At 74.7% G+C, this 12,697-nt stretch carries 8 protein-coding genes; 6 read left to right on the top strand and 2 right to left on the bottom strand.

Translation table 11 applies throughout. The features are described 5' to 3' along the window. The first annotated feature begins 80 nt into the window (after positions 1–80). Positions 81–221, top strand: coding sequence for a morphogenic membrane protein MmpA (mmpA, locus tag ABD363_RS03120; protein ID WP_344599783.1), 141 nt, complete (start codon positions 81–83; stop codon positions 219–221). 43 nt (positions 222–264) lie between these two features. On the opposite strand, the gene ABD363_RS03115 is transcribed toward mmpA, so the two are convergent. Then, the gene (locus tag ABD363_RS03115; RefSeq protein WP_344599782.1) at positions 265–1,443 is read right to left on the bottom strand and encodes a saccharopine dehydrogenase family protein; all 1,179 of its coding nucleotides are present in this window, start codon (positions 1,441–1,443) and stop codon (positions 265–267) included. A gap of 420 nt (positions 1,444–1,863) precedes the next feature. Here ABD363_RS03115 and ABD363_RS03110 point away from each other — a divergent pair, with 420 nt between their 5' ends. From ABD363_RS03110 to ABD363_RS03095, 4 genes are all read left to right on the top strand, one after another. Further along, entirely contained in the window at positions 1,864–3,144 is a 1,281-nt protein-coding gene (locus tag ABD363_RS03110; RefSeq protein ID WP_344599953.1) for a CaiB/BaiF CoA transferase family protein, read from the top strand. A gap of 2 nt (positions 3,145–3,146) precedes the next feature. Further along, on the top strand, positions 3,147–4,361 hold the full coding sequence (locus tag ABD363_RS03105) for an acetyl-CoA C-acetyltransferase (protein ID WP_344599781.1): 1,215 nt from the start codon (positions 3,147–3,149) through the stop codon (positions 4,359–4,361). Positions 4,362–4,403: 42 nt separating this feature from the next. Then, entirely contained in the window at positions 4,404–6,584 is a 2,181-nt protein-coding gene (locus ABD363_RS03100; protein WP_344599780.1) for a 3-hydroxyacyl-CoA dehydrogenase NAD-binding domain-containing protein, read from the top strand. A 328-nt stretch (positions 6,585–6,912) separates the two neighbouring features. Further along, entirely contained in the window at positions 6,913–8,361 is a 1,449-nt protein-coding gene (locus tag ABD363_RS03095; RefSeq protein ID WP_344599779.1) for an amino acid permease, read from the top strand. Between the two features lie 249 nt (positions 8,362–8,610). On the opposite strand, the gene ABD363_RS03090 is transcribed toward ABD363_RS03095, so the two are convergent. Beyond that, the gene (locus ABD363_RS03090) at positions 8,611–10,158 is read right to left on the bottom strand and encodes a M1 family metallopeptidase (protein WP_344599778.1); all 1,548 of its coding nucleotides are present in this window, start codon (positions 10,156–10,158) and stop codon (positions 8,611–8,613) included. Between the two features lie 197 nt (positions 10,159–10,355). On the opposite strand from ABD363_RS03090, the gene ABD363_RS03085 reads away from it, so the two are divergent. Continuing rightward, positions 10,356–12,311, top strand: coding sequence for a Xaa-Pro dipeptidyl-peptidase (locus ABD363_RS03085; protein WP_344599777.1), 1,956 nt, complete (start codon positions 10,356–10,358; stop codon positions 12,309–12,311). Positions 12,312–12,697: the final 386 nt, after the last annotated feature.

Here is a 12,697-nt window from a genome sequence, read left to right as displayed (position 1 = left end):
TCCGAGTACCGGTACCGGGAGCGGGTTCTGAGTACCCGTACGGATGCGGCGCCGCCGCCCCGGTCGGCAGGCTGGGCCGCATGACGACGCACCGTGCCTCCGAGTCCGCCGCCCACCCCGACCGGCCCGTCGGGCGGGCCGTGGCCGCCGGGCTGGTCCTCGCCCTGCTGGCGGGGCTCGGCTGGACGGCCGGGATGATCTACACCGTCGCGGGGTGGTAGCGCCGCGACCCGCCCGTGCCGTCGCCGCGACCCGTCCGCGCCGTCACCGGCGGGCGGCGACCCGGAAGGTGATCCCCGCCCTGCGCAGCCGCCCGATCAGCGCGTCGCCCATCGCCACCGCCGTCGTGACCTGCCCGGCCGTCGGCGGCAGCGCGTCGAGCGCCAGGGACAGCGCCGACTCGGCGAACATCTTCGCCGTCTCGCCGTATCCCGGATCGCCGCCAGCCACTTCGGTGAACACCCGCCGGCCGCCGCCCTCGCCGACGAAGCGCACCGAGAACCAGCTCCTCGCCCGCCGCTCGGGACTGGGCCCCTCCCCGGCCTCGAGCAGGCCCGACAACCAGCGCCGGGCGGGCGGCAGCCGGGCGGCGGCGAACACCGCGCCCACCGCCGCCGCCCCGCCCACCGCGACCGGCAGGTGCCGCACGGCCGCGTAGTGCCGGTAGCGGAAGTCGGGGCCGTAGCGCTCCAGCGCCCTCGCCGAGCGCCGCACGATCCGCGGGTCGAGGGTCGGCAGCGGCAGTGCCCAGGCGCCCACCTCCCGGGCGAACCGCGGCGCGCCCGCCGGCGTCGCCACCCGGCGGCCCACCAGTCGCGGCTCGTGCCGCCCGCGGTCCAGCGCCGCGGCCCGCATCTGCCGCCCGCGCGCGAACTGGCCCAGCGCGGAGGCCAGCGTACCGCCCGAGAGGGCGCCGTCGGCGGTCACGAACCCGTCCACGGCCAGCGGCACGCCCTCGGGGAGCAGGCCGACCGTGAAGTACACGCCGAGGTCGTGCGGGACGGAGTCGAAACCGCAGGCGTGCACCAGCCGCGCGCCGGTCTCCCGCGCGCGTGCGTCGTGGCGGACGTACGTCAGGTCCACGAACTCGGGCTCGCCGGTGAGGTCGAGGTAGTCCGTGCCGGCGTCCGCGCACGCGGCGACGAGTCCCTCGCCGTGGGCCACATAGGGGCCCACCGCCGTGGCCACCACGCGCGCGTGCCCGGCGAGTTCGCGCAGCGACGCCGGCTCGGACGCGTCCGCCCGCAGCACCCCGACGCCCTCGCCGCCGGGCAGCCGCTCGCGCAGCCGCTCCAGCTTCGGCCCGCTGCGGCCGGCGATCGCCCAGCGCAGCCCGTCGGGCGCGTGCGCGGCGAGGTACTCCGCGGTGAGCCGCCCGACGAAACCCGTGGCCCCGAAGAGCACGATGTCGTACGGACGGTCCGTCCTGTTCAGCCTGCTCATGACACCCCTTGCTCCGCAGCACGCGCCGTTGTCGGTGGCTGAGGCTAGCGTGAGGGGTGCGGAGCCCGACGACGAGCCCGGAGGCGGACAGGTGACCGTGCCCAGAAGTGCCCCGGAGAAGGAGCGCGGGGCCGCCCGCGGGCTGCCGGGCGCGCCCGGAGGGCCCTCGCGGACCGGCGTCCCCCGGGCCGGCGGGACGCCCCGGCCGCCGTCCCGGGGTACGGCCGGACGGGGGAGAGGCGCCACGCCGTCGCGTCCGGGTGCCGCGCGGCGGAGCCGGACGCGCGCCGAGCCGGAGCCGCCCCGCCGTCCGCCGGACGGCCTGGCCAAGCGCTTGCTCGCTCGACTCTTGTGTCGGCGGGGACCCGTTCCTAGCATCGCTGGCGTCACCACACTCGTGTCATGAACCTTGGGAGCTGCATGGCAGCGGCGACGACGCCCGGGCACGGCCCGCTCGGCGGTGTGCGCGTGGTCGAGCTGGCCGGCATCGGCCCCGGCCCCTTCGCCGCGATGCTCCTCGCCGACCTGGGCGCCGACGTCGTGCGCGTCGACCGCCCCGGCGGCAGCGCGCTCGCCCCCGATCCCGCCCACGACGTCACCCACCGCAACAAGCGCTCGGTGATCGTCGATCTGAAGTCCCCGGACGGCCCGGCCCGCGTCCTCGACCTCGCCGCACGCGCCGACATCCTGATCGAGGGATACCGCCCCGGCGTCGCCGAACGCCTGGGCGTCGGCCCCGGGCCCTGCCACGCCCGCAACCCCCGGCTCGTCTACGGCCGCATGACCGGCTGGGGCCAGCAGGGGCCGCTCGCCCGCCGCGCCGGGCACGACATCACCTACCTCGCGCTCACCGGCACCCTGGGCCTGATCGGCCGCCCGGACGAGCCGCCCCCGCCCCCGGCCAACCTGCTCGGCGACTACGCGGGCGGCTCCCTCTACCTCGTCGTCGGCGTCCTCGCGGCCCTGCATCATGCGCGCGCGACCGGCACCGGCCAGGTCGTCGACGCCGCCATCGTCGACGGCGCCTCGCACCTCGCCGCGATGCTCCACGGCATGATGGCCGCCGGCCACTGGCAGGACCGCCGCGCCGCCAACCTCCTCGACGGCGGCTGCCCCTTCTACGGCGCGTACGAGACGGCCGACGGCCGGTACATGGCGGTCGGCGCCCTGGAGCAGCGGTTCTACGACGAGTTCCTGGACCTGCTCGGCGTCGGGGACGACGTCCCCGCCCGCGAGGACACCGCCCGCTGGGGCGAACTGCGCGAGGCGGTCGCCGCCCGCTTCAAGACCCGCACCCGGGACGAGTGGGCGGCCGTCTTCGAGGGCTCCGACGCCTGCGTGGCCCCGGTGCTGTCGCTGCGCGAGGCCCCGCGCCACCCGCACCTGGCCGCCCGCGGCACCTTCACCGACCACGGCGGCATCACCCAGCCCGCCCCCGCCCCCCGCTTCTCCGCGACCCCCGCCGCCGTCCGCACCGGCCCCGCCCGCCCGGGGGCCGACACGGCGGACGTGGCCCGCGACTGGGGCGTGCCCGCGCTCCTGCGGGACGCCGCGGCCGACGCCCCGCCGGACGGCGGCCCTCCCGAGGCCCACCCGGACGGCGCCTCCCCGGGGAACGCCGGCCGTCAGGGCGGCGACCCCCCGCCGGACCCCCTCCCGGGCGGCCGCCCGTTCCCCGCCCACCCTCCGCGAAAGGCCTGACCGTGAGCACCGAAGCGTACGTGTACGACGCGATCCGCACCCCGCGCGGACGCGGCAAGGCGAACGGCGCCCTGCACGGCACCAAGCCCGTCGACCTGGTCGTCGGCCTCATCCACGAGATCCGGGCCCGTTTCCCCGGCCTGGACCCCGCCGGGATCGACGACGTCGTCCTCGGCGTCGTCGGCCCGGTCGGCGACCAGGGCTCCGACATCGCCCGGATCGCCGCCGTCGCCGCGGGACTGCCGGACACGGTGGCGGGCGTGCAGGAGAACCGCTTCTGCGCCTCCGGCCTGGAGGCCGTCAACCTGGCCGCCGCCAAGGTGCGCTCGGGCTGGGAGGACCTGGTCCTCGCGGGCGGCGTCGAGTCGATGTCGCGGGTGCCGATGGCCTCCGACGGCGGCGCCTGGTTCAACGACCCGATGACCAACCTCGCCACCAACTTCGTGCCGCAGGGCATCGGCGCCGACCTGATCGCCACCATCGAGGGCTTCTCCCGCCGGGACGTCGACGAGTACGCGGCCCTGTCCCAGGAACGGGCGGCCACCGCCTGGAAGGAGGGCCGCTTCGAGCGGTCCGTCGTACCGGTGCGGGACCGCAACGGCCTGGTCGTCCTCGACCACGACGAGCACCTGCGCCCCGGCACCACCGCCGACTCGCTGGCCCGGCTGAAGCCGTCCTTCGCGGACATCGGCGAACTCGGCGGCTTCGACGCGGTCGCCCTGCAGAAGTACCACTGGGTCGAGAGGATCGACCACGTCCACCACGCGGGCAACTCCTCCGGCATCGTCGACGGCGCGGCACTGGTCGCGGTCGGCTCCCGGGAGGCGGGCGAGCGCCACGGACTCACCCCGCGCGCGCGGATCGTCTCCGCCGCCGTGTCCGGCTCCGAGCCGACCATCATGCTCACCGGCCCCGCGCCCGCCACCCGCAAGGCGCTCGCCAAGGCCGGGCTGACCATCGACGACATCGACCTCGTCGAGATCAACGAGGCGTTCGCGGCGGTCGTGCTGCGCTTCGTGAAGGACATGGGGCTCTCGCTCGACAAGGTCAACGTCAACGGCGGCGCGATCGCCCTGGGCCACCCGCTCGGCGCGACGGGCGCGATGATCCTCGGCACGCTCGTCGACGAACTGGAACGCCAGGACAAGCGCTACGGCCTGGCCACGCTGTGCGTGGGCGGGGGCATGGGCATCGCCACGATCGTCGAGCGCGTCTGAACGCCCCGGCGGAACCACGAGACCTCAACGGAGACCCCTGTCATGACGACCGAGCCCACCACCATCCGCTGGGAGCAGGACGACACCGGTGTCGTCACCCTCGTCCTCGACGACCCGGACCAGTCCGCGAACACCATGAACCAGGCGTTCCGCGCCTCGCTCGCCGCGGTCGCCGACCGCCTGGAGGCCGAGCGGGACTCCGTCCGGGGCGTGATCGTCACCTCCGCCAAGAAGACCTTCTTCGCCGGCGGCGACCTGCGCGACCTGATCCGGGTCACCCCCGGGACCGCGCAGGAGCTGTTCGACGGCGGCATGGCGGTCAAGCGCGACCTGCGCCGCATCGAGACCCTCGGCAGGCCCGTGGTCGCCGCGATCAACGGCGCCGCCCTCGGCGGCGGCTACGAGATCGCCCTGGCCTGCCACCACCGCGTCGCCCTCGACGCGCCCGGATCCAGGATCGGCTGCCCCGAGGTCACCCTCGGACTGCTCCCCGGCGGCGGCGGAGTCGTCCGCACCGTCCGCCTGCTCGGCGTCGCCGACGCGCTGCTGAAGGTCCTGCTCCAGGGCACCCGGTACAGCCCGCGCCGGGCCCTGGAGAACGGCCTGGTCGACGAGGTGGCCGACACCCCGGAGGAGCTGCTGGCCAAGGCCCGCGCCTTCATCGACGCCCACCCCGAGTCCGCCCAGCCCTGGGACCGGCCCGGCTACCGCATCCCCGGCGGCACGCCCGCGAACCCGAAGTTCGCGGCGAACCTGCCCGCCTTCCCGGCCACCCTGCGCAAGCAGACGGGCGGCGCCCCCTATCCGGCGCCGCGCAACATCCTCGCCGCCGCCGTCGAGAGCTCCCAGGTCGACTTCGAGACCGCGCAGGTCATCGAGGCCCGCTACTTCGTGGAGCTGGCGGCCGGACAGACGTCGAAGAACATGATCCAGGCCTTCTTCTTCGATCTCCAGGCCGTCAACTCCGGCGCCAACCGCCCCCGGGGCGTCGAGCCCCGCCGGGTCCGCAGGGTCGCCGTCCTCGGCGCCGGGATGATGGGCGCGGGCATCGCCTACGCGTGCGCCCGCGCGGGGATCGACGTGGTGCTCAAGGACGTCTCCCTGGAGGCCGCCGTCAAGGGCAGGGGCTACTCCGAGAAACTGTGCGCCAAGGCCGTCGCCAAGGGCCGCACGACCCAGGAGAAGGCGGACGCGCTGCTCGCCCGGATCACCCCCACCGCCGAGACGGCCGACCTCGCCGGCTGCGACGCGGTCATCGAGGCCGTCTTCGAGGACACCGCCCTCAAGCGCAAGGTGTTCCAGGAGGTGCAGAACGTCGTCGCCCCCGACGCGCTGCTGTGCTCCAACACCTCCTCCCTCCCCATCACCGCCCTCGCCGAGGGCGTCGAGCGGCAGGCCGACTTCATCGGGCTGCACTTCTTCTCGCCGGTCGACAAGATGCCCCTCGTCGAGATCATCAGGGGGAGGCGGACCGGTGACGAGGCCCTCGCGCGCGCCTTCGACCTGGTCCGGCAGATCGGCAAGACGCCGATCGTCGTCCACGACAGCCGCGGCTTCTTCACCTCCCGCGTCATCGGCCACTTCCTGAACGAGGGCGTGGCCATGGTCGGCGAGGGCATCGAGCCCGCGTCGGTGGAGCAGGCGGCGGCCCAGGCGGGCTACCCGGCCAAGGTGCTCTCCCTGATGGACGAGCTGACCCTCACCCTGCCGCGCAGGATCCGCGACGAGACGAAGCGGGCCGTGGAGGAGGCGGGCGGCACCTGGACGCCGCACCCCGCCGAAGCCGTCGTCGACCGCATGGTCGACGAGTTCGGCCGCACCGGCCGCAGCGGGGGAGCGGGCTTCTACGACTACGGGGAGGACGGCAGGCGCATCCGGCTCTGGCCCGGCCTGCGTGAGCACTTCACCGAACCGGGCCGCCGGATCCCGTTCGAGGACATGCAGGAGCGCATGCTGTTCTCCGAGGCCCTGGACACCGTCCGGCTGCTGGAGGAGGGCGTGCTGACCTCCGTCGCCGACGCCAACATCGGCTCGATCCTCGGCATCGGCTTCCCCGGCTGGACCGGCGGCGTGCTCCAGTACATCAACGGCTACCGGGGAGGGCTGCCCGGTTTCACCGCCCGCGCGCGGGAGCTCGCCGAGCGCTACGGCGAGCGGTTCGCCCCGCCCGCGCTGCTGGTGGAGAAGGCGGAGCGGGGGGAGACGTTCACGGACGGCCGCTGAGGCGCCCGCCGTCCGCCCGGGCCCCGTCGCTGCCGTGGGCGCCGGCGGCGTCCGCGCCGGCCTTCCGCCGCGCGCCGCCGTCCCCGCGACACCCCCGCGCGCCCCGGCCGGTGACCCCGGTGTGAACGGCCGGTGACCGAGATGGACACCCGGAATGGATCATGTGAGAAGTAACGCTCTGTGACATGGGTCATCGCGCGTGGCCGAAACGTTGTGGGAAAGTGCCGACCTGGTCTGTGCCGCGCGCGACAGAGGGTGGTGCGGGCCGAGACACGTACGGACGACCCGGACGCATCCCGCCCGGGCGCACCAGGAAGTGGAACCACCCGTGAGCAAGGACGCCGTGGACACGGCACAGGTCGCCGCCCACCCCCAGGCGACCGGGACGCCCGCGGACGCGGGCGACGCCGGTTACAGCAAGGGCCTCAAGGCCCGCCACGTCAACATGATCGCCATCGGCGGCGCCATCGGCACCGGACTCTTTCTCGGCGCCGGCGGCCGCCTGCACAACGCGGGCCCGGCGCTCGCGCTGGCCTACCTCGTCTGCGGCGTCTTCGCCTTCTTCGTCGTCCGGGCGCTCGGCGAGCTCGTCCTGTACCGGCCCTCCTCCGGGTCCTTCGTGTCGTACGCGCGCGAGTTCCTCGGTGAGAAGGGCGCGTACGTCGCCGGCTGGATGTACTTCCTGAACTGGTCCACGACCGGTATCGCCGACATCACCGCGATCGCGCTCTACACGCACTACTGGAGCCTGTTCACCGACATCCCGCAGTGGGCGCTCGCGCTGGCCGCGCTCGCGGTGGTGCTGGCCGTGAACCTGATCTCGGTGAAGATCTTCGGCGAGATGGAGTTCTGGTTCGCGATCATCAAGGTCGCCACCCTCGTCGGCTTCATGCTGATCGGCGTCTTCCTGCTGGCCACCCAGCACGAGGTGGGCGGCCGGACCCCCGGCCTGAACGTGATCACGGACCACGGCGGCGTCTTCCCGCACGGCCTGATGCCCGTCGTCCTCGTCATGCAGGGCGTGATCTTCGCGTACGCCGCCCTGGAGCTGGTCGGCGTCGCCGCCGGCGAGACCGCCGAGCCGGAGAAGATCGTCCCGCGCGCGGTGAACTCGATCATGTGGCGGGTGGGCCTGTTCTACGTCGGCTCGGTCGTCCTGCTGGCCCTGCTGCTGCCCGGCTCGGTGTACTCGGCCGACGAGAGCCCCTTCGTGACCGTCCTGTCGCGGATCGGCGTGCCGGCGGCCGGCGACGTGATGAACCTCGTCGTCCTCACCGCGGCGATGTCGTCGCTGAACTCGGGCCTGTACTCCACCGGCCGCATCCTGCGGTCCATGGCGATGGCGGGCTCCGCGCCGAAGTTCACCCGGGTGATGAGCCGCAGCCAGGTCCCCTACGGCGGCATCCTGCTGACCTGCGCGGTGTGCGTGCTCGGCGTGGTGCTGAACTACCTGGTGCCCAGCCAGGCCTTCGAGATCGTGCTGAACGTCGCCTCCCTGGGCATCATCAGCACCTGGGTGATCATCATGATCTGCCACCTGATCTTCGTCCGCCGGGCGAAGGCGGGCCTGGTCGCCCGGCCGCACTTCCGGCTGCTCGGCAGCCCCGTCACCGAGCTCGCCACGATCGCCTTCCTGCTGGCCTGCCTCGGCATGATGTGGAACGACCCCGAGGTCGGCCGCAGGACGCTCCTGCTCGTCCCGGTGATCGCGGTCCTGCTGGTCGCCGGCTGGTTCGGCGTCCGCCGCCGGGTGGCCCGGGAACAGGCCGGGAAGTGACCGGGCCGGCGGAGGGGGCCGCGGGCGGCGGCCCCCGGCCGGGGGACGGCGTCCACGGCGGCCCCGGGGACCGGATGATTCCGGCCTGACGCCACCACGCCACCACGCCGCCGGGCCCGCCCCGGCGGCCGGGGCGGGGCCCGCGCCCCGGCGGAGCGGGGCGGCACCGCGACGGTGCACGACCGCGGGGGCCGGGGCCCCGCTCCCGCGGCGGACCGGCCGCGCGTCCGGCGCCGCCGGGCGGACGCGTCAGTCCTCGTGCGCCCCGTGCGCCCGCCCGTGCCCGTCCTCGTGCTCCCGCGTCCCGTGCTCGTGCACCCCGTTCGTCGCGGCGATCTTCCGCCAGGACCTCGGCGGCACGGACGCCTCCCGCGTCTGCGCGACGGACGCGGCGCGGGCCGCGGGCGCGGCCGGCTTCGACGGCTGGAACAGCCACGTGTCGAAGAGCGCGGCCAGCGGCTTCCCGGACACCCGCTCGGCGTACCTCCGGAAGTCGGCCACCGACGCGTTGCCGTGCGCGTACGCGCGCGGCCAGCCCTCGAGGACCGCGAAGAACGCCTCGTCGCCGATCTCGTTGCGCAGCGCCTGCAGGGCCAGCGCGCCCCGGTCGTAGACCGCGGTGTGGAACTGGTTCTCGGGCCCCGGGTCGCCGGGCGGGACCGTCCAGAACGGGTCGTCGGCGGGGTGCGAGGCGTACACGTGGTCGGCGAGCTCCTGCGCCGTGCCCTCGCCCTCGTGCTCGGACCACAGCCACTGCGCGTACCGGGCGAAGCCCTCGTTGATCCAGATGTCCTTCCAGCCCGCCACGGACACCAGGTCCCCGTACCACTGGTGGGCCAGCTCGTGCACGACCAGGGAGGTGTTGGACCCGTTCGCGAAGTTCCGCGGGCTGTAGAAGGGCCGCGTCTGCGTCTCCAGCGCGTACCCGGTGTCGGTGTTCGGCACGTACCCGCCGAGCGCGTCGTACGGGTACGGGCCGAAGAACCCGCTCAGCCAGTCGGCGATCTCCCCGCTCCGCTCGAGGCTGGCCCGCGCCGCCCCGTAGTGCTCGCCCAGGTCCTTGCTGTAGGCGTTGAGGACCGGGATGCCGCTCTCGGTCGTGCCGCGGGTGACGTCGAACCGGCCGATCGCGAGCGTGGCGAGATAGGTGGCCTGCGGCTTGTCGGAGCGCCAGTGGTACCGGGTCCAGCCGAGCCGCGAATCGGTCGACTGCAGCGTGCCGTTGGAGATGGCCTGGGTGCCGTCCGGCACCTGCACCGACACGTCGTAGGTGGCCTTGTCCAGCGGGTGGTCGTTGCCGGGGAACCACCACGCCGCCGCCTCGGGCTCGTTGGCGGCGACGCCGCCGTCCGGGGTGCGGTGCCAGCTGGTGAAGCCGTACGCCCGCTTCGACGACGGCACGCCGCGGTAGCGCACCACCACGGAGAAGGACGTGCCCTTCGCCAGCGGAGTCCGGGGGGTGATCTCCAGTTCGTGCTCGCCGGAGGCGGCGAACGACGCCTTCGCGCCGTCCACCCGCACCTCGCCGACGTCCAGCAGGAAGTCCAGGTTGAACCGCGACAGGTCCTGCGTGGCGCGGACCAGCAGGGTGGCCGTGCCCTCCAGTTCGTCGGTGGCCGGCCGGTACTTCAGCCGCAGGTCGTAGTGGGAGACGTCGTATCCGCCGTTGCCGTAGGCCGGGTAGTAGGGGTCGCCGATGCCCGGCGCGCCGGGGGAGTGGCTCGCGGCCGATGCCGGGATCGCCAGCAGCAGGGAGGCCGAGGCGAGCGCGCCCGGTGCGATGAGTCTGCGGTGCACGAGAGCTCCAAGTCGTAGGGGACCGAAGTCTGTCGGGAGCCTATTGACCCCCTGTGTCCTCGGGCATGTCCATGGCCCCCGCTGTCACACGATCGCCATCCGGCCGTCACGGGACGGGCGGACGGGAGCGCTCACCCGCCACGCCCGCACCGGATCGCCCTCTTCTGCACGGGAGTTGACCGATGTACGGTCCGCGCATGCCGACACGCATGCGCTTCACGATCTGGAGACCGCTCGCGACGGCGGCCACGACCGCCCTGCTGGCCGCCTTCCTCACGCCCGCCACGGCGCAGGCCGCGCCGCGCGTGAGCCAACCCGTCCACTCGTACGAGAACGCCATCCGCGAGGCCGTCTGGGTGGACACCGGGCTCGACGGGGACGGCGACGGGAAGGGCGACCGCGTCGCCGTCGACATCGTCCGCCCGCGCGAACCCGCCCGGCAGGGCCGCAAGGTCCCCGTCATCATGGACGCCAGCCCGTACTACTCCTGCTGCGGGCGCGGCAACGAGAGCCAGAAGAAGACGTACGACGCCGACGGGGACGTCGTGCAGATGCCGCTGTTCTACGACAACTACTTCGTGCCGCGCGGCTACGCCTTCGTCGGCGTCGACCTCGCCGGCACCAACCGCTCCGACGGCTGCGTCGACGTCGGCGGCCGCTCCGACATCCAGTCCGCGAAGGCCGTCGTCGACTGGCTCAACGGCCGCGCCAGGGCGTACACCACCCGCACGGGCACGCAGCGCGCCGGGGCGGACTGGACCAACGGCCGCACGGGCATGATCGGCAAGAGCTGGGACGGCACCATCGCCAACGGCGTCGCCGCCACCGGGGTCGAGGGCCTGGAGACCATCGTCCCGATCGGCGCCATCTCCTCCTGGTACGACTACTACTTCTCCCAGGGCGCCCCGCTGTACGGCACCGGCCCCGACTGGCTGTCCGGCCACGTCAACAGCCCCGACGCCCAAGCCCGGTGCGCCGCCGTCCAGCAGAAGCTGGCCGACGGGGCGCCGCGCACCGGCGACCTGACGCCGCTGTGGACCGAGCGCGACTACGTGCGGGCCGCGAAGAAGGTCAGGGCCAGCGTCTTCCTGGTCCACGGCATGCAGGACCTCAACGTGCGGATGCAGCACGTCGGACCGTGGTGGGACGCCCTCGCGGAGAACGGCGTCGAACGCAAGATCTGGCTCTCCCGGACCGGCCACGTCGACCCCTTCGACTTCCGCCGCGCACAGTGGGTCGACACCCTGCACCGCTGGTTCGACCACGAACTCCTCGGCTACGACAACGGCATCGACCGCGAGCCCATGGCCGACATCGAACGCCACCCCGACCAGTGGGTCACCTCGGAGGTCTGGCCGCCGCGCGACACCCGGACGGCCGTCCTCCGCCCCGGCCAGGGCGCCCGGCCGGGCGTCGGCACCCTCGGCCTGGGCCGGGGCGGCGGCACCGAGACGTTCACCGACGACCCGGCGCTCGGCGAGACCGACTGGGCGGCGCGGATCGACACGCCGACACCGGACAAGGCCGGCTTCGTCACCCGGCCGCTCACCCGCGACCTGCGCCTGTCCGGCTCCTCCGCGGTGACCGTCACGGCGACCCCGACCACTGCCACGGCCCACCTGTCCGCCGTCCTGGTCGACCTCGGCCCCGCCACCATCCGTGACTACGCCGACGCCGCCGAGGGCATCACCACGCTCACCGACCGCACCTGCTGGGGCGCGAGCACCGCGGGCGACAGCGCCTGCTTCAAGGACACCCGGGCCAGGACGGCCGACGTGGAGCACACGATCGTCAGCCGCGGCTGGGCCGACCTGGGCCACCGCGCCGCGACCGGCAAGGGCGCCCCGCTCACCCCGGGCCGGGCCTACACCGTCACCCTCGACCTGGCGGCCACCGACCACGTCGTGCCCGAGGGCCACCGCCTGGCGCTGATCGTCGCGGGCACCGACAAGGACCTCATCGACCCGCCCGCCGACACCCCGACGCTCACCCTCGACCTGTCCCGCACCTCGGCGCGCGTCCCGTTCGCCGGCGGAGCCGCCGCCTTCGCCCGCGCCACCGCCGGCCCGGCGTCCGCCGTGCCCGAGGCCACGGTCCTGGACGGCGTGCGCGCGCCGCACACCCCCCACCGCGTCCCGGAGGGAGGCCGGTGATCCACCTCACGGCCGCGGCCCCCGTCACCGGCTGCTGAGCCCGCCGCGGGGAGGCGGCCGGACCGCCTCCCCGCGCGGCCCCCGGGCCGCCGCGGCCCGGCAGCCGTCCGTCCGGCGGCGGTCCGCGCTCCGGCCGCGCCCCGGGTCCAGCCCGGTCCCGCCCGGTCCCCCTTCGACCATCCGTACGCCGGGCCGCCCGGCCCGCTCCCCGTACCCCTCCGGCGCCCGGCCGCCGCGGGTCCCCGCGACCGCCGAGGCGGCCCGCCCCACGGGCCGCGCGGCCACGCCCGGACCCGCCCGCCGCGCCCGGCGGGAACGCCGGCCGTCGTCCGCCCGGCGGCCCCGCCCCGGCCACGACGGTCCCGGCCCCCGGCCCGGTCCCCGCG

It is taken from the genome of Streptomyces glaucus (assembly GCF_039533365.1).
Taxonomy (GTDB): domain Bacteria; phylum Actinomycetota; class Actinomycetes; order Streptomycetales; family Streptomycetaceae; genus Streptomyces; species Streptomyces glaucus.
Note: the sequence above shows the minus strand (reverse complement) of the source record. Positions and strands in the feature narration are given on the sequence as shown.

What these genes read in the sequence shown, in the direction of transcription:
- mmpA (WP_344599783.1), top strand. Translation starts at nt 81, where the DNA reads ATGACGACGCACCGTGCCTCCGAGTCCGCCGCCCACCCCGACCGGCCC.
- ABD363_RS03115 (WP_344599782.1), bottom strand. Translation starts at nt 1,443, where the DNA reads ATGAGCAGGCTGAACAGGACGGACCGTCCGTACGACATCGTGCTCTTC.
- ABD363_RS03110 (WP_344599953.1), top strand. Translation starts at nt 1,864, where the DNA reads ATGGCAGCGGCGACGACGCCCGGGCACGGCCCGCTCGGCGGTGTGCGC.
- ABD363_RS03100 (WP_344599780.1), top strand. Translation starts at nt 4,404, where the DNA reads ATGACGACCGAGCCCACCACCATCCGCTGGGAGCAGGACGACACCGGT.
- ABD363_RS03085 (WP_344599777.1), top strand. Translation starts at nt 10,356, where the DNA reads ATGCCGACACGCATGCGCTTCACGATCTGGAGACCGCTCGCGACGGCG.